This window comes from Rugamonas rubra (assembly GCF_900114705.1).
GTDB classification, from domain to species: Bacteria; Pseudomonadota; Gammaproteobacteria; order Burkholderiales; family Burkholderiaceae_D; genus Rugamonas; species Rugamonas rubra.
This window is the reverse complement of record NZ_FOTW01000011.1, coordinates 26360-42604: the sequence shown is the minus strand read 5'-3', so window position 1 is coordinate 42604 and position 16245 is coordinate 26360. Positions and strand designations below refer to the sequence as shown.

At 67.8% G+C, this 16245-nt stretch carries 16 protein-coding genes; 6 read left to right on the top strand and 10 right to left on the bottom strand.

Annotated elements, in window-relative coordinates; all coding sequences use genetic code 11:
• Window positions 1-224 precede the first annotated feature (224 nt).
• Together mutS and BM252_RS12205 are read left to right on the top strand one after the other, a co-directional pair.
• Complete coding sequence (gene mutS, locus BM252_RS12210) at window positions 225-2915, top strand: DNA mismatch repair protein MutS (RefSeq protein ID WP_093387781.1); 2691 nt, start codon at window positions 225-227, stop codon at window positions 2913-2915.
• The gene (locus BM252_RS12205; protein ID WP_093387779.1) at window positions 2912-3922 is read left to right on the top strand and encodes a hypothetical protein; all 1011 of its coding nucleotides are present in this window, start codon (window positions 2912-2914) and stop codon (window positions 3920-3922) included. Before mutS ends, BM252_RS12205 begins: the two co-directional genes overlap by 4 nt.
• 44 nt (window positions 3923-3966) lie before the next feature.
• Here the strand turns inward: BM252_RS12205 and BM252_RS12200 are convergent, their stop codons facing one another.
• Window positions 3967-4509 (bottom strand): FKBP-type peptidyl-prolyl cis-trans isomerase, encoded by a 543-nt coding sequence (locus BM252_RS12200; protein ID WP_093387778.1) that lies wholly within the window; start codon window positions 4507-4509, stop codon window positions 3967-3969.
• Window positions 4510-4622: 113 nt separating this feature from the next.
• Here BM252_RS12200 and BM252_RS12195 point away from each other — a divergent pair, with 113 nt between their 5' ends.
• The 3 genes from BM252_RS12195 (at window position 4623) to BM252_RS12185 (ending at window position 6780) form a co-directional block, all read left to right on the top strand.
• On the top strand, window positions 4623-5744 hold the full coding sequence (locus BM252_RS12195) for a cupin domain-containing protein (protein WP_093387776.1): 1122 nt from the start codon (window positions 4623-4625) through the stop codon (window positions 5742-5744).
• Window positions 5745-5771: 27 nt separating this feature from the next.
• Window positions 5772-6248: a DUF7931 domain-containing protein gene (locus BM252_RS12190; protein ID WP_174900511.1), complete on the top strand. Its 477-nt coding sequence runs from the start codon at window positions 5772-5774 to the stop codon at window positions 6246-6248.
• Window positions 6249-6543: 295 nt separating this feature from the next.
• A complete protein-coding gene (locus BM252_RS12185) occupies window positions 6544-6780 on the top strand; it encodes a hypothetical protein (RefSeq protein ID WP_093387775.1) in 237 nt (78 codons plus the stop codon).
• A gap of 256 nt (window positions 6781-7036) precedes the next feature.
• Here BM252_RS12185 and bamC read toward each other — a convergent pair whose 3' ends face one another.
• From bamC to BM252_RS12140, 9 genes are all read right to left on the bottom strand, one after another.
• Entirely contained in the window at window positions 7037-8140 is a 1104-nt protein-coding gene (gene bamC, locus BM252_RS12180) for an outer membrane protein assembly factor BamC (protein ID WP_093387773.1), read from the bottom strand.
• A gap of 136 nt (window positions 8141-8276) precedes the next feature.
• On the bottom strand, window positions 8277-9155 hold the full coding sequence (gene dapA / locus BM252_RS12175; protein WP_093387772.1) for a 4-hydroxy-tetrahydrodipicolinate synthase: 879 nt from the start codon (window positions 9153-9155) through the stop codon (window positions 8277-8279).
• Between the two features lie 84 nt (window positions 9156-9239).
• The gene (locus BM252_RS12170; RefSeq protein WP_245774237.1) at window positions 9240-9743 is read right to left on the bottom strand and encodes a class I SAM-dependent methyltransferase; all 504 of its coding nucleotides are present in this window, start codon (window positions 9741-9743) and stop codon (window positions 9240-9242) included.
• A gap of 107 nt (window positions 9744-9850) precedes the next feature.
• Window positions 9851-11053, bottom strand: coding sequence for a tryptophan--tRNA ligase (locus BM252_RS12165; protein ID WP_093387770.1), 1203 nt, complete (start codon window positions 11051-11053; stop codon window positions 9851-9853).
• A 6-nt stretch (window positions 11054-11059) separates the two neighbouring features.
• Entirely contained in the window at window positions 11060-11719 is a 660-nt protein-coding gene (locus tag BM252_RS12160; protein ID WP_093387769.1) for a site-2 protease family protein, read from the bottom strand.
• Between the two features lie 157 nt (window positions 11720-11876).
• Window positions 11877-12500 carry an L-threonylcarbamoyladenylate synthase gene (locus BM252_RS12155; RefSeq protein WP_093387768.1) on the bottom strand — a complete coding sequence of 208 codons (624 nt, stop codon included), beginning with the start codon at window positions 12498-12500 and terminating at the stop codon, window positions 11877-11879.
• Between the two features lie 48 nt (window positions 12501-12548).
• Complete coding sequence (gene htpX, locus BM252_RS12150; protein WP_093387767.1) at window positions 12549-13436, bottom strand: protease HtpX; 888 nt, start codon at window positions 13434-13436, stop codon at window positions 12549-12551.
• 214 nt (window positions 13437-13650) lie between these two features.
• A complete protein-coding gene (locus BM252_RS12145; protein ID WP_093387766.1) occupies window positions 13651-14484 on the bottom strand; it encodes a 3',5'-nucleoside bisphosphate phosphatase in 834 nt (277 codons plus the stop codon).
• A gap of 123 nt (window positions 14485-14607) precedes the next feature.
• Entirely contained in the window at window positions 14608-15495 is an 888-nt protein-coding gene (locus tag BM252_RS12140; protein WP_093387765.1) for an alpha/beta fold hydrolase, read from the bottom strand.
• Between the two features lie 225 nt (window positions 15496-15720).
• Between BM252_RS12140 and BM252_RS12135 the strand changes: the two genes are divergently transcribed.
• Window positions 15721-16245, top strand: coding sequence for a gamma carbonic anhydrase family protein (locus tag BM252_RS12135; protein ID WP_093387764.1), 525 nt, complete (start codon window positions 15721-15723; stop codon window positions 16243-16245).

Sequence of the window (16245 nt, the reverse complement as noted above, 5' to 3'; positions counted from 1 at the left end):
ACGACAACGCCAAATGGACCAAGCTAGCGCCGATCAGCTCATCATGGCGCCATCGCGCCCGTCCCCGTTCTTGAAAATCCCCTCCCCCGCACTTCCCCCGCAAGCGCCGCGCCGAAAGCGGTAAAATGGCGCCCTTAACGCATGAGCCAGCGCCGCGCCTCGCCGCCATCCCGCGCCGCGCGCCCGGCCCATCGCCACGCCAACGCACCGCCGAAAAAGAACCAATGACCACCGTCCCGAACGAAATCAACGCCGCCGCAGTCAAGCACAGCCCCGCCGAAAAAGTCACGCCCATGATGCAGCAGTACCTGCGCCTGAAGGCCGACCACCCGACCATGCTGCTGTTCTACCGGATGGGCGATTTCTACGAGCTGTTCCACGAGGACGCCGAGAAGGCCGCGCGCCTGCTCGGCATCACGCTGACGGCGCGCGGCACCTCGGGCGGCAATCCGATCAAGATGTGCGGCGTGCCCTTCCACTCGCTCGACGGCTACCTGGCCAAGCTGGTCAAGCTGGGCGAGTCGGTCGCCATCTGCGAGCAGATCGGCGACCCGGCCACCAGCAAGGGGCCGGTCGAGCGCAAGGTGATGCGGGTGGTCACGCCGGGCACCCTGACCGACGCCGACCTGCTGCCGGAAAAGGCCGAGCGGCCGCTGCTGGCGCTGTGCACCGTCAGCCAGCGCAAGGTGGTCACCGCCGGCCTGGCCTGGCTGTCGCTGGCCAGCGGCGCGCTCAAGCTGATGGAGTTCTCCGGCGACGCCAAGACCGTCGCCGCGCGCATGCAGCAGGAGCTCGAGCGCATCGCCCCGGCCGAGATCCTGCGCGGCGACAGCGCCGACCTGTTCGAGCACAACCCCGGCGCCAACACCAGCCGCGTGCCGGACTGGCACTTCGACGTGGTCGGCGGCCACAAGGCCCTGCTCGACCAGCTGGCCGTGGCCACCCTGACCGGCTTCGGCGCCGACGGCCTGGGCGCCGCCTTCGGCGCGGCCGGCGCGCTGCTGCGCTACGCCCAGTCCACGCAAGGGCGCGGCCTGCAGCACGTGCGCAGCCTGAGCACCGAGACCGAGACCGAGTTCATCGGCCTGGACGCGGCCACCCGCCGCAACCTCGAGCTGACCGAGACGATCCGCGGCCAGGAGTCGCCGACGCTATTCTCGCTGCTCGACCACTGCCGCACGGCGATGGGCTCGCGCCTGCTGCGCCACTGGCTGCACCACGCCCGCCGCGACCAGCAGGTGGCGCGCGCGCGCCACGTCGCCATCGGCGCGCTGGGCGCCAGCGACGCCACCGGCGCGCTGGCCGCCACGCTCGGCCAGGTGCCCGACATCGAACGCATCACCACCCGCATCGCCCTGTTGTCGGCGCGTCCGCGCGACCTGGCCAGCCTGCGCGACGGCCTGGGCCAGCTGCCCCTGCTGCGCCAGGCCATGCTGCGCAGCCTGGCCGGCGGCCCGGCCGGCGACAGCGCGCTGCTGGCGGCGATCCACCAGGCGCTGGCCACGCCGGCCGACTGCCTCGACCTGTTGACACGCGCCGTGGCCGCCGAGCCGGCGGCGATGGTGCGCGACGGCGGCGTCTTCGCGGCCGGCTTCGACGCCGAACTCGACGAGCTGCGCGGCCTGTCCGAGAACGCCGGCCAGTTCCTCGTCGACCTGGAAACGCGCGAGCGGGCCCGCACCGGCATCGCCAACCTGCGCGTCGAGTACAACCGCGTGCACGGCTTCTACATCGAGGTCACCAACGGCCAGGCCGACAAGGTGCCGGACGACTACCGCCGGCGCCAGACCCTGAAGAACGCCGAGCGCTACATCACGCCCGAGCTGAAGGCCTTCGAGGACAAGGCCCTGTCGGCGCAGGACAAGGCGCTGGCGCGCGAGAAGATGCTGTACGAGCAGCTGCTGGCCGACCTGGCGCCGCACATCGGCGTGCTGCAGACCATCGCCCAGGGCCTGGCCCAGCTCGACACCCTGACCGCGCTGGCCGACCACGCGCTGCGCCACAACTGGTGCGCGCCGCAGCTGGTCGAGCACTCCTGCGTCGACATCGCCGAGGGCCGCCACCCGGTGGTGGAAAACCAGATCGAGCGCTTCATCGCCAACGACTGCAAATTCGCGGGCGAACGCCGCCTGCTGCTGATCACCGGCCCGAACATGGGCGGTAAGTCGACCTTCATGCGCCAGGTCGCGCTGATCACCCTGCTGGCCTACGTTGGCAGCTACGTGCCGGCGGCCAGCGCCGTGATCGGCCCGATCGACCGCATCTTCACCCGCATCGGCGCCACCGACGACCTGGCCGGCGGCCGCTCCACCTTCATGGTCGAGATGACCGAGTCGGCCGGCATCCTCAACGCCGCCACCGAGCACTCGCTGGTGCTGATGGACGAGGTGGGGCGTGGCACCTCGACCTTCGACGGCCTGGCGCTGGCCTGGGCCATCGCCCGCCACCTGATCGACAGCAGCCGCAGCTTCACCCTGTTCGCCACCCACTACTTCGAGCTGACCCAGCTGCCCGAGAGCCACCCCAGCGCGGCCAACGTGCACCTGTCGGCGGTCGAGCACAAGGACTCCATCGTCTTCCTGCACGCCGTGCAGGAGGGCCCGGCCTCGCAGAGCTACGGCCTGCAGGTGGCCCAGCTGGCCGGCGTGCCGCAGGGCGTCATCAAGGCGGCGCGCAAGCACCTGGCGCGGCTCGAGGCGCAGGCGCTCGACGCCACGCCGCAGCTCGACCTGTTCGCCATGCCGGCGGCCGACGCCGACGACGAGGCCGTCGCCGCGCCGGCGGCGGCGGCCAACCCGGCCTTCGACGAGCTGCTCGACGCCCTCGGCGAGCTCGACCCGGACGCGCTGACGCCGCGCGAGGCGCTGGCCCAGCTATACGAACTGAAACGCCTGGCGCGGCCGGCGCTCGCATGATGCCGCGCGCGGCCCTAGCCTTGGCGCTGGCGCTGGCGGCGGCGCAGGCCGGCGCGGCGCCGGCCAAGGGCTTCCAGTTCGGCGTCATCGGCCACTCCTTCAAGGCCGGTGCCGACGCCGCCGTGCTGCGCCGGGCCATCGCCGAGGCCAGCGCCGGCAACGCCGCCTTCGTCGTCGCCACCGGCATCAAGGCGGCCGGCGAGCCGTGCAGCGACAAGCTGTACGGCCAGCGCCGCGCCATGTTCGACGCCGCCGACAAGCCGATGATCGTCTCGCTGGCCGGCAGCGACTGGACCGGTTGCAAGAACTCGGCCGGCCGCTCCAACGCCATCGAGCGCCTCAACCGCCTGCGCGAGCTGTACTTCGCCGACGCCCAATCGCTCGGCGAGCGCCGCCTGGCGCTGACGCGCCAGTCGGCCAGCGCCAAGTTCCGCAGCTACGCCGAGAACGCCCACTGGGAATACGGCAACGTGCTGTTCGCCACCCTCAATCTGCCGGCCAGGAACAACCACTTCCTGCCCGAGGCGGGCCGCAACAGCGAGTTCGAGGACCGCCTGGTGGCCAACCGCGCCTGGCTGCAGCGCCTGTTCACCCTGGCCGCGCGCAAACGCCTGGCCGGCGTCGTGCTGTTCTGCGACGGCGACCCCGGCCTGCAGGCCGACGCGGGCTTCTCGCTGCTGGCCGGCTTCCAGTCGAAGCCAAGCAAGCAGGACGGCTTCGCCGAACCGCGCCGCCAGCTCAAGGCGCTGGCGGAAAAATTCAATGGCAAGGTGCTGCTGGTCGACGCGCAGGGCGGCGCGCAGGCGGAGAACGGCAATACGGCGGGGAATGGCAATGGGAATGGAAACGCGGCAAGCGCGGCCGCGACGGGCGGCGAACCGGCCATTGTCTGGCGCGGCAATCTGGGGCAGTTGAGCCTGGCCGCCGAATGGGCCGAGCTGCGCGTCAGCCCCGGCGCCGCCGCCCTCTTCACTGTCAAGGGCGGCGGCGCCGACGCCGCGCAGTAGCGGGTGCGCCCTCGGGCGTCCCGCCGCTGCGGTGTTGCGGGTGCTTAGTGGATCGGGTGAATGGCGACGTGGTCGCCCGCTTCGCCTTCGTCATCCTCGTCGCCATGGTGGTGGCCATGGGCGCCGTGCACGTGGCCGTGGGCCATCTCTTCGTCGGTGGCGGCGCGCACGTCGACCACGTTGAGCGAGAAGCGCAGGGCGATGCCGGCCAGCGGATGGTTGCCGTCGAGCACAACCTTGTCGTCGGCGATGTCGGTCACGGTGAAGATCATCGCTTCCTCGTCGTCCTCGCTGTCGGGCATGCCTTCGAACTGCATGCCCACTTCCAGCGGCTCGGGCAGGCGGCTGCGCGGCTCGACCTTGACCAGCGACGAGTCGTACTCGCCGAAGGCGTCGTCCGGCTCGACCTGGATGATCGACGAATAGCCGACTTCCTTGCCGTCCAGTTCCTCTTCAATTTTCGGCAGCGTGTTCTCGTAGCCACCGTGCAGGTAGACCATCGGCTGGCTACCGTCTTCGATCAGATTGTCCTGGGCATCGGACAGCTTGTAATTCACGGTCACGACGGTGTTCTTGGCAATCTTCATTGTATTTCCTTTCTGTAGATAATCCCCGCGATTATACCCTGCCTGCGCCCGCCGCTGGCGCCGCGGCGGCGCAAATCCCTGCAGCGGCGCGACGCCGATGGTTATAATGTCGTATGAAAAAATTACCCCTCCTCGGCGACATCACGCCGGCGCAATTCCTGCGCGACTACTGGCACAAGAAGCCCCTGCTGATCCGCCAGGCCATCCCCAATTTCAAGCCCCTGCTCAGCGTCGACGCGCTGGCCGCGCTGGCCGCCCAGGACCACGTCGAAGCGCGCCTGGTCAGCGCCAGCGGCGGCCAGTGGGCCATGCAGCACGGCCCGCTGACGGCGCTGCCGCCGCGCACGCAGAAGGAATGGTCGCTGCTGGTGCAGGGCGTCAACCTGCACGACGCCCGCGCCGACGCGCTGCTGCGCCAGTTCCGCTTCCTGCCGGACGCCCGCCTGGACGACCTGATGGTCAGCTTCGCCACCGACGGCGGCGGCGTCGGCCCGCACTTCGACTCCTACGACGTGTTCCTGCTGCAGGCCCACGGCCAGCGCCGCTGGCGCATCGGCCCGCAAAAGGACCTGAGCGTGATCGACGGCCTGCCGCTGAAGATCCTGGCCAACTTCAAGCCCAACGAGGAGTTCATCCTCGAACCGGGCGACATGCTCTACCTGCCGCCCCACTACGCCCACGACGGCGTCGCCATCGGCGACTGCCAGACCTATTCGATCGGCTTCCGCTCGCCCTCGTTCCAGGAGCTGGGCGAGGCCTTCCTGCAGTTCATGGCCGACTCGATCGACCTGCCCGGCCGCTACGCCGACCCGGAGCTGGAGGCCAGCAACAAGCCGGCCGAGATCCCGCGCCACATGCTGAGCACCGTCGCCGACGAGCTCAACAAGGTGCGCTTCACCGAGGACGACGTCACCATCTTCCTCGGCGAGCACCTGTCCGAGCCGAAGCACAATGTGTTCTTCAAGGGTCCGGCGCGCCCGCTCAACGTCGGCAAGTTCGCCGAGGCGGCCGCCAAGCGCGGCCTGGCGCTGTCGCGCAAGACCTTGATGCTGTACCGTGGCAAGCACGTCTTCATCAACGGCGAGTCCTTCGCCATCGGCCGCGCCGACAAGGCCACGCTGGAGGCCCTGGCCAACGCCCGCGCCCTCGACGGCGCCGCCCTGGCCAAGGCCTCGCAGGACGTCATGGACGCGCTCTACACCTGGTACCAGGACGGCTGGATCGAACTGGCCTAACACGCGCAACCCACCCCAGGAGGCCCCATGGAGCAGTCGTCGCAGCCGTTTTCTAGCCGGATGGAATTCGAACAGCAGCTGCGCGGCTGCCTGGCGCGGGCCGAACACAGCCTGGACCTGTTCGACCCCGACTTCTCGCTCTGGAACCTGGGCCACTCGGCGCTGGACGCCGAACTGCGCCGCTTCCTGGCCGGCCACGGCCGGCTGCGCCTGGTGGCGCACAGCAACGCGCACCTGCAGCGCATGGCGCCCCGTTTCCTGCGTTTGCTGGCCGATTTCGGCCACGCCGTCGAATGCCGCCAGACGCCGGCCGGCCTGCGCCAGCTGAGCGACTCCTTCTGCCTGGCCGACGGCGCCATGCTGGTGCGCCGTTTCCATTGCGACCATCTGCGCGGCGAGGCGGTTTTCGCCGATTCCGATGCCATAAAGTTAGCGTCGGATCGATTTGAATCAATATGGAGCGAATCCTTGCCCGGTTTGCACGCAAGTACAGCTGGATTATGAGCAAGATCAAGGTAGAATGCGCTTGTTCGACTTGAAAACTGGTGAAGGTGACCACTCCGTCCGACGTGGTGGGAACCGAAAAGTTGCGATATCGCAAAATAGTTGTGAAAACGGCTGTCGCGGCTATTGCGACGCACCAAAAATCGCTATAATATTCGGTTAGGAAGTTTCCGTTGTCTGGCAGGCACCCTATGGTACGAAAAGCCTTCGAAGACGCCCTAATGAGCGATAATTACCGGTAATTATTCATCGCAACATTGTTGTTTTTAATTTTGAATTAATTGAGGAAAACCCCATGAAAAAATCCCTGCTGATCATCTCCCTGTTGACCGTTGCTCTGGCTGCTTGCTCGAAAAAAGAAGAAGCTCCTGCTGCTCCAGCTCCAGTAGCTGCTCCAGAAGCCGCCGCTCCTGCTGCCGCTCCAGCTGCTGACGCTGCTGCTGCTCCTGCTGCTTCGGCCGCTGCTGCTCCTGCTGCTTCGGACGCTGCTGCTGCTCCAGCCGCTTCGGCCGCTCCTGCTGCTTCGAAGTAATCAGCTCGATGAAAAAAACCGACCTTCGGGTCGGTTTTTTTTCGCCTGTCGCTTTTGCAAAAGGCAGGACAACCCCGGCAACCCGGGGTCAGCCCCCCGCGGGGGTCTGACCCCAATCCGCCGCCGCCGGCTATGCCGCGCAGGAAAACGGGGGGGGGGGCGCCGTGCGTAAGCAGGCAAGAAAAAACCGGCGCGTAGCCGGTTTTTTTACGTCCCGCCGCCGCCGGGGCGGCGACGGGACCGAATTAACTTCGGATTACTTCAGTTGCTCGTGCAGCAGGGTCAGGATCTTCTCGGCGGTGGCGCTCTGGTCGCCCTTGCCTTCGTTGCTCAGCACGGTGACCAGGCTGTTGCTGCCGGCGCCGGCCTTGACCGCGATGCGGTAGCGTTGCGCCTCCTTGTCCGACTCCGACGAGCCCCAGCTGAACAGCTTGCTGAAGAAGCCCTTGGTCGGACCGCTGTCCTGGTCGACATAGCGGACGAAGTAGACGCCCTGGGTGCGGTCGCGGTCCTCGACGGTGAAGCCGGCGCGGTCCAACGCCAGGCCGACCCGGCGCCAGGCGCGGTCGAAGCCCTCGTCGACCTCGACGGCGCGGCTGACACCGGCGCCGACCAGGCTGGCGTGCTGCGGCTGCACGATGGCCGAGGCGACGGCGGTCTTCGCCTGCGCCTCGTCGGTGCTGCTGCCCAGCTTGGTCATCAGGCGCGCCAGGAACTGCGCCTCCAGGCCCGGATCGTTGGGCCGCGCGGTCCACATCGTGCCGTCCTTCTGCGCGCCGGTGATCACCTCCTGGGCGCCGCGGTGGCTGATGTAGATCTCGCTCGAGCCGTCCGCCAGGCGCTCGATGCGGGTGCGGAACTTGTCGCGCTCGCCGCTCGAGTACAGCGAGTCGAACACCTTGCCCACCGTGTTGCGGATGAAGTCCTGCGGGATCTTGGCGCGGTTCTCGTTCCACTCGGTTTCCATGATGCCGGCGCTCGGCATGTCGAGCGCCAGCGTGAAGCCGGACTCCTCCCAGAAGCTCTTCAGCTGCGGCCACAGCTGCTCCGGCGTCTGCTTGAGCACCAGCCAGCGCTGGTTGCCCGCGCGCTCGACCTTGATGCTGCTCAGGGTGGTCGGCGCGACCGCCTGGCCGCCACCGACGGCGACGCCGGCCGGGGCGCCGTTCTTCTGCGCGTTGTAGCCGGACGCGGTGGCCACGCCCAGGGTCGAATCCGGCAGCGAATAGCGATTGTCTTTCTGCAATTGCGTCAGGTCCGGCGGCACGTCCAGCGTGCTGGCTTTCTTGGCGGACTTGTAGTCCACCTTGTCGGTTCCGATGACGGAGCCGATCATGCCGCAACCGGTCAAACTGGCCATCAGGGCGCCAACTACCACGGCGCGCTGCGGGGAAAGAGAAGCTGTCTTGCGAATAGTCATGTCGTTACTGGATAAGTAGCTGGAATGCAGCTGGTATCGGAGGTCCCGGCCGGGTGTGGCCGGGGCTTGTTGCTGCTTACGGCATCACGCCGGCTTCGCGCAGGGCGGCGCGGACGGCGTCGTGGCACTCGGCGGCCAGCGGCACCAGCGGCAGGCGCAGGCCGGCGGGCATCATGCCCATCTCGGCCAGGGCCCACTTGACCGGCACCGGGTTCGGTTCGATGAAGAGTTTCTGGTGCAGCGGGAAGACCTTGTTGTTGATCTCGACGGCATTGGCGATGTCGCCGGCCATGGCCGCCTTGCACATCTCGTGCATGGCGCGCGGCGCCACGTTGGCGGTGACCGAGATGTTGCCCTGGCCGCCGGCCAGCATCAGCGCCAGCGCGCTCGGATCGTCGCCCGAGTAGACGGCGAAGCTCTTCGGCACCAGGCGCAGCAGGTCGTAGCCGCGGCCGATGTTGCCGGTGGCGTCCTTGATGCCGACGATGCCGGGGACCGCCGCCAAGCGCAGCACGGTCTCGTTGCTCATGTCGGCCACGGTGCGGCCCGGCACGTTGTACAGGATGATCGGCAGGTCGACCGCCTCGGCGATCGCCTTGAAGTGCTGGTACATGCCCTCCTGGGTCGGCCGGTTGTAGTACGGCACCACCGACAAGGCGGCGTCGGCGCCGGCTTCCTTGGCGTAGCGGGTCAGCTTGATGGCCTCCTCGGTGGAGTTGCCGCCGGTGCCGGCGATGATCGGGATGCGGCCCTTGGCATAGCCCACCGTCGCCTTGATCAGCGCGCAGTGCTCCTCGACCGAGACGGTGGCCGACTCGCCGGTGGTGCCGACGATGACGATGCTGTCCGTGCCCTCGGCGATGTGCCAGTCCACCAATTTTTGCAAACCCGGATAGTCCAGACTGCCGTCTGCGTGCATCGGGGTGACGATTGCTACTATGCTGCCCTTAATCATAGATTACCAATTGGGTGAAGAATTAAAACAACGATTGTAGACCATAGCCCGAGTATGTGGAGCATCTCGGCCGACAATCGGCGTTCAAAATGACGGCAATAACGCCGCCTCGCGGGGGAATTCCGCCTTGACGGCGCAGATTCGTTGCACCATCGCAGCTTTTGGCGCGTCCAGCACGCCGTCCTCGTAGGCGATCACGCGCAACTCGTGGTCGCGCGCCCAGGCCAACAGTTCGCCGGGCCGCAGCAAAAAGTCGGGATTCGAGGGCTTGCCGAAACGGGCGTTGCCGTCGGCGAAGGTTTCATAGATCAACATGCCGTTCGGCGCCAGGCTGGCCACCATGCCGGCCAGCAGCGGACGGTGCAGGTAGTTGGTGACGACGATGCCGGCGAAGCGCCCCGGGCCGAAGGGCCAGGCGGCGTCGGCCGCCTCCAGCTCGATCTGCGAGGTGACGATGCCCGGCCCGGCGGCGGCGGCCAGCGCGGCCGGGTCGCGGTCGACGGCGACCACGGCGTGGCCCAGCGCGGCCAGGTGGCGCGCGTGGCGGCCGCTGCCGCAGGCCAGGTCGAGCGCCTCGCCGCCCGGCATCAACGGGGCGTAGCGGCGCACCCAGGCCGAGACGGTCTCGCCGCCGTGGCCGCCGTTGTGCGCCGCGTTGTGCGCCGCCTCGTGCGCGCCGCCCAGGTCGACGCCGCTCATGAGTAGGCCAGCCCCATCGCCTCGCGCACGTCGCGCATGGTCTCCTGCGCCAGCTTGCGCGCCACGTCGTTGCCGTCGGCGACGATGGCGCGCACCAGCGAGGGGTCGTCCAGGTATTGCTGGGCGCGCTCGTGCATCGGCTCCTGCTCCTTGACGATGGCGTCGATCACCGGCTGCTTGCACTCGAGGCAGCCGATGCCGGCCGACTTGCAGCCCTTCACCACCCACTCCTTGGTGGCGGCGTCGGAATACACCTCGTGGAACTGCCACACCGGGCACTTGGCCGGGTCGCCCACGTCGCTGCGGCGCACCCGCGCCGGGTCGGTCGGCATGGTGCGCACCTTCTTGGCGACCACGTCCTTGTCCTCGCGCAGGGCGATGGCGTTGCCGTAGCTCTTGGACATCTTGCGCCCGTCCAGGCCGGGCAGGCGCGAGGCCGCCGTCAGGCGCGCCTGCGGCTCGACCAGGATCAGCTTGCGGCTGCCCTCGAGGTAGCCGAACAGGCGCTCGCGGTCGATCATCGACAGGCTCTGGGCGTCGTCGAGCATGGCCTTGGCCTGCTCCAGCGCGTCGTCCTTGCCGTCCTGCTGGTATTCGGTGCGCAGCTCGTTGTACAGCTTGGCGCGCTTGCTGCCCAGCTTCTTGACGGCCTCCTGCGCCTTCCCCTCGAAGCCCTTCTCCTTGCCGTACAGATGGTTGAAGCGGCGCGCGATCTCGCGCATCATCTCGATGTGCGGCACCTGGTCGTCGCCCACCGGCACCTGGCTGGCGCGGTAGATCAGCACGTCGGCCGCCTGCAGCAGCGGGTAGCCGAGGAAGCCGTAGGTGGCCAGGTCCTTGCTGCTCAGGTTGTCGATCTGGTCCTTGTAGGTCGGCACCCGCTCGAGCCAGCCGAGCGGTGTGGCCATCGACAGCAGCAGGTGCAGCTCGGCGTGCTCGGGCACCTTGGACTGGATGAACAGGGTCGCCTGCGACGGGTCGACGCCGGCCGCCAGCCAGTCGACCAGCATGTCCCAGGTGCTGCGCTCGATGATGCCCGGGTCGTCGTAGTGCGTGGTCAGGGCGTGCCAGTCGGCCACGAAGAACAGGCAGGGCAGCTCGGACTGCAGCTTGATCCAGTTCTTCAGCGCGCCGTGGAAGTGGCCGAGGTGCATGCTGCCGGTGGGCCGCATGCCGGAGACTACGCGATCGGGATACATAGTGGGTCAGTTCAAAAGGAAGGAAAGCGGACTCAGGATCAGATGCAGCAGGGTCTCGGTCAAGACCGCCACCGGCACCACCCAGAAGTTCAGGATCTTAAAGTATATCAAGGCCAGCACGATGAAGAAGCCATACGGTTCGATGCGGGCGAACTGGTAGGCCAGCTTGTGCGGCAGCAGGCTGGTGACGATGCGGCCGCCGTCGAGCGGCGGGATGGGCACCAGGTTGAACGAGAACATCAGGATGTTGACCAGCACGCCGGCCTTGGCCATTTCCCACAGGAAGGGCTCCTGCACGCCGCCGGCGCCCAGCAGCAGTGACGCGACCATCCAGCCGAAGGCCATGACGAAGTTCGACGCCGGGCCGGCCAGCGCCACCCAGGCCATTTGTTTTTTTGGATTGCGCAGGTTGCCGAAATCGACCGGCACCGGCTTGGCGTAGCCGAAGACGAACTTGCCCTCGGTGGCGATGTACAGCGCGATGGGAATCACGATGGTGCCCAGCAGGTCGATGTGCTTGAGCGGATTCATGCTCATGCGGCCGGCCAGGAAGGCGGTGCTGTCGCCGAAATACTTGGCGGCGTAGGCGTGGGCGGCTTCGTGCAGGGTGATGGCAAAAAGGACGGGCAGTGCGTACACCGCTATGGTTTGCATGATGTCGTTCATGGACGCGATTCTATCAGAGCCGCGCGGCCGGACTTGGGCCGGGCGCGGCGAAGGGCATGGTCGGGCGCGTCGAGGCAGGGACGCGGCGGAAAAACGATACGGAACTCGACGGCAGGCGCGGCGGCGAACGCGGCGGCGGGCGGCGGCAAGGCGGCCCCTACAGGCCGAACATGGCGGCGTCGCCGCGCCCCTGGCGCAGCAGCGTGGCGTCGGGCCCGCTCAGGTCGATCACCGTGGTCGGCTCCAGGCTGCAGGCACCACCGTCGATGATCAGCTCGATCTGCTTCTCGATGCGCTCGCGGATGCTGTCGGCGTCGGTCAGCGCGTCGGCGTCGCCGGGCAGGATCAAGGTGGTGCCCAGCAGCGGCTGCTGCAGCTCGGCCAGCAGCGCCTGCACGATGACGTTCTCCGGCACGCGCAGGCCGATGGTCTTGCGCGATGGATGGCTCAGCCGGCGCGGCACGCACTTGGTGGCCTCGAGGATGAAGGTGTAGGGCCCCGGCGTGGCCGCCTTGAGCAGGCGGAACTGGCGGTTGTCGACCCGCGCGTAGACGCCGATCTCGCTCAGGTCGCGGCACAGCAGCGTCAAATGGTGCTTGTCGTCGATGCCGCGGATGCGCCGCAGCCGCTCGACGGCGCCCTTGTCGTCCAGGTGGCACACCAGCGCGTAGCAGGAATCGGTCGGCACGGCGACGATGCCGCCGCCGTGGATGATCTGCGCCGCCTGCTTGATCAGGCGCTGCTGCGGGTTATCCGGGTGGACCTGGAAGAATTGACTCATGTGGCGGTGTGGGCGGCGTGACGGGCACGCCGCAGCTTGTTGAAGTGCTTACAATTGTACGCCACGCAGGGCGGCGATACGCTGCTCCAACGGCGGGTGGGTGGAGAACAACTCCGACCAGCCGCCCGTGTTGGTGATGCCGGCCGCCGCGATCGACTGCGGCAGCTCGCCCGGCGCCATGCCGCCCAGGCGGGCCAGGGCGTGCTGCATCGGCACGCTGCTGCCGAGCAGCTTGGCCGAGCCGGCGTCGGCGCGGAACTCGCGCTGGCGCGAGAACCAGGCGACGATCAGCGAGGCGACCAGGCCGAACAGCAGCTCGCAGACGAACACGGTGACGGTGTAGCCGATGCCGGGGCCGCGCCGCTCGTCGTTGTTCTTGAGCAGCACCTTGTCGACGAAGAAGCCGACCACCCGCGCCAGGAACACCACGAAGGTGTTGACCACGCCCTGGATCAGGGTCATCGTCACCATGTCGCCGTTGGCGACGTGGGCGATCTCGTGGCCCAGCACGGCCTCGACCTCGTCGCGGTTCATGCTCTCGAGCAGGCCGGTGGACACCGCCACCAGCGCCGAGTTCTTGAACGCGCCGGTGGCGAAGGCGTTCGCCTCGCCCTGGTAGATGGCGACCTCGGGCATGGCGATGCCGGCCCGCTCGGACAGGGTCTTGACGGTGTTGACCAGCCACAGCTCGGTCGACGAGGACGGCGCCTCGATGACGCGGGCGCCGGTCGACCACTTGGCCATCGGCTTGCTGATCAGCAGCGAGAAGATGGCGCCGGTGAAGCCGACCACCAGCGAGAACACCATCAGGCTGCCGATGTTCAGGCCGGCGGCGGCGCCGGTGCCGGGCCGGCCGACGCCGAGCAGCGACAACACCAGCGACAACACCAGCATCACGGCGAGGTTGGTGGCGATGAAAAGGATGATTCGTTTCATAAATAGTTTCCCCTGGCGCAAGTGCCAAGTTTATAAGATACGGCCGGACGCCGGCAAATGCAAGCGCGCGGTGGAGCGATTAAGCTGCTCTTAACGATGGCCGCCACCCCGCAACGCGGCTGAAAGGGGTCTGACCCCGGACGGGGTCAGACCCCTGCCTCAGGGTTGGGGGGCAGCGCCCGATCACAGACGCAAAACGGACGAGGTCGGCCGCTCAGAACCAGTCGTGCCAGACCGGCTTGACGCTGGCCGGCAGCGCCGGCAGCAGGGCGAAGTCGACGCGCGACTCGCCCGGGGCGTGGAAGTCGGTGCCGCGCGAGGCGAGGAAGCCGTACTGGTTGGCCAGGTGGGCGTATTCGGCGTACTGGTCCGGCGTGTGGCTGCCGGTGACCACCTCGATGGCCGTGCCGCCGAGCTGCTTGAACTCGTCGAACAGCGCGCCCTCGGCGGTGCGGCTGAACTTGTAGCGGCCCGGGTGGGCGACCACGGCGATGCCGCCGGCGCCACGGATCCAGCCGACCGCGTCCGCCAGGCTGGCCCAGCAGTGCGGCACGTAGCCCGGCTTGCCCTCGGTCAGGTATTTGCGGAACACCTCGGGCAGGTTGGCGCACACGCCGGTTTCCACCAGGTAGCGGGCGAAGTGGGTGCGCGACATCAGGTCCGGGTTGGCGACATACTTGAGCGCGCCCTCGTAGGCGCCGGGGATGCCGACGGCGGCCAACTGGCGGGCGATCTCGCGGCCGCGGCTGTCGCGGCCGGCGCGGGTGCGCTCCAGGCCGGCCAACAGGGCCGGGTTGGTCTCGTCGAGCTGCAGGCCGACGATGTGCACCGTCTCCTTGGCCCAGGTGATCGAAATTTCCACGCCGGAAACGAACTGCATGCCCAGGTCGATGGCGGCGGCGCGCGCGGCGGCGGTGCCGCCCACCTCGTCATGGTCGGTCAGCGCCCAGACGTCGATGCCGGCCTTGCGCGCGTGCTGCGCCACGGCGGCCGGCGCCAGCACCCCGTCGGACACGGTGGAATGGCAGTGCAGATCAACTTTTAACATACAAAAACGAACCCTTACATCAACGGCAGGAATGAAGCTTCCATTGTACGCTGCTTGCACGCGCTAAGCCGGAGCGGACGCAACATTGCGCCGGGCGCCGCCGCGCCGCGCTCGGCCCTGGCCTCACTCGGCCAGGAACGCCTCCAGCAGGCGGGCCAGCTCCTCCGGCTGGTCGTGGTGCAGCATGTGGCCGGCGTCGGCCATCATGTGGCAGCGCACGTCGGCCAGGCAGCCCAGGCGGCGGTCGATCTCGACGCGCGCCTCGGCCTTCGGCCCCATCCATTGCCACATATTGGTGTCCTCGGCCTCGATCCACAACACCGGCGCGGTGATCGCCTTCCAGCAGGCCAGCACCTCGTCGATGTGGTACAGCAACGGCCCGGCCTGCTTGTGCACCGGGTCGCCCAGGATCTCCCACTGCCCGGCCGCGTTCGGCGCCGACCAGTGCTGCGCCAGGAAGGCGGCGCGCGCGTCGGTCAGGCGCGGGTTGGTCTTCTGCAGCCGCGCCGCCACGGCGCCCACGTTCGGGTAGCCGCGCATCTGCGGCGGCGTGCACAACTCGTCGAGCCACTTGGCGTAGCGCGCCGGCGCCTGCTCCGGCGCGGTGGCGCGCATGCCGAAGCCCTCCAGGTTGACCAGCTTGCGGATGCGCCCGGGCCGCACGCCGGCGTACAGGTTGACCACGTTGCCGCCCATGCTGTGGCCGAGCAGGTTGACGGCGCCGTCCGGCGCGTAGTGGCGCAGGATGGCGTCGAGGTCGGCCAGGTAGTCGGGGAACCAGTAGGTGTCGGCGCCGGAGCGCTCGCTCAGGCCGAAGCCGCGCCAGTCCGGCGCGATCACGTGCCAGTCGCCCTTGAGGCAGTCGACCACGAACTGGAAGGAGGCGGCCACGTCCATCCAGCCGTGCACCATGAACAGCTTGGGCGCGCCCTCGCGGCCCCAGTGGCGGACGTGGGTGCGCAGGCCGCGCACGGTGAGAAATTCGGAGCGGGAGGGTGTTGGAGTCTGCATGGCGTGCTGCCTTGATAGTCTGGAATGCTGGCTTGAAATTGGCGCCGTCGGCGCAATATCGGTTCATTGCTGGCCGAGAAACACGATAATAGCACGACCGTTCTTAAATTGCCGGAGAGATAGATCCCGCATCCCTCCCCCGCCCCAGGCGCCGGACTTTTCGGCAGGCAACGGCCGCCAGGGCGTAAAATAGCGCCATCCCTCAGCACTTTACCAAGGCTCTCCATGACTATCTACCAATTGGGCGAAAACGCGCCCGACATCGATGCATCCGCCTTCGTCGCCGACAGCGCCAACCTGATCGGTAAAGTCACCGTGCACGCCAACGCCTCGGTCTGGTTCGGCACCACCATCCGTGGCGACAACGAGCGCATCACCATCGGCGAGAACAGCAATGTGCAGGAGGGCACGGTGATGCACACCGACATGGGCTATCCGCTGACCGTGGGCAAGAACGTCACCATCGGCCACCAGGCCATGTTGCACGGCTGCACAGTCGGCGACGGCGCGCTGATCGGCATCCAGGCGGTGGTGCTGAACGGCGCCGTGATCGGCAAGGGCTGCCTGGTCGGCGCCGGCGCCCTGGTCACCGAGGGCAAGCAGTTCCCCGACCACAGCCTGATCATCGGCACGCCGGCCAAGGCCGTGCGCCTGCTGAGCGAAGAGGAAATCGTCAAACTACAAGGCAACGCGGACAACTACGTCCAGCGCGGCCAGCTGTTCAAGAAGCAACTCAAAAAGATTGGATAA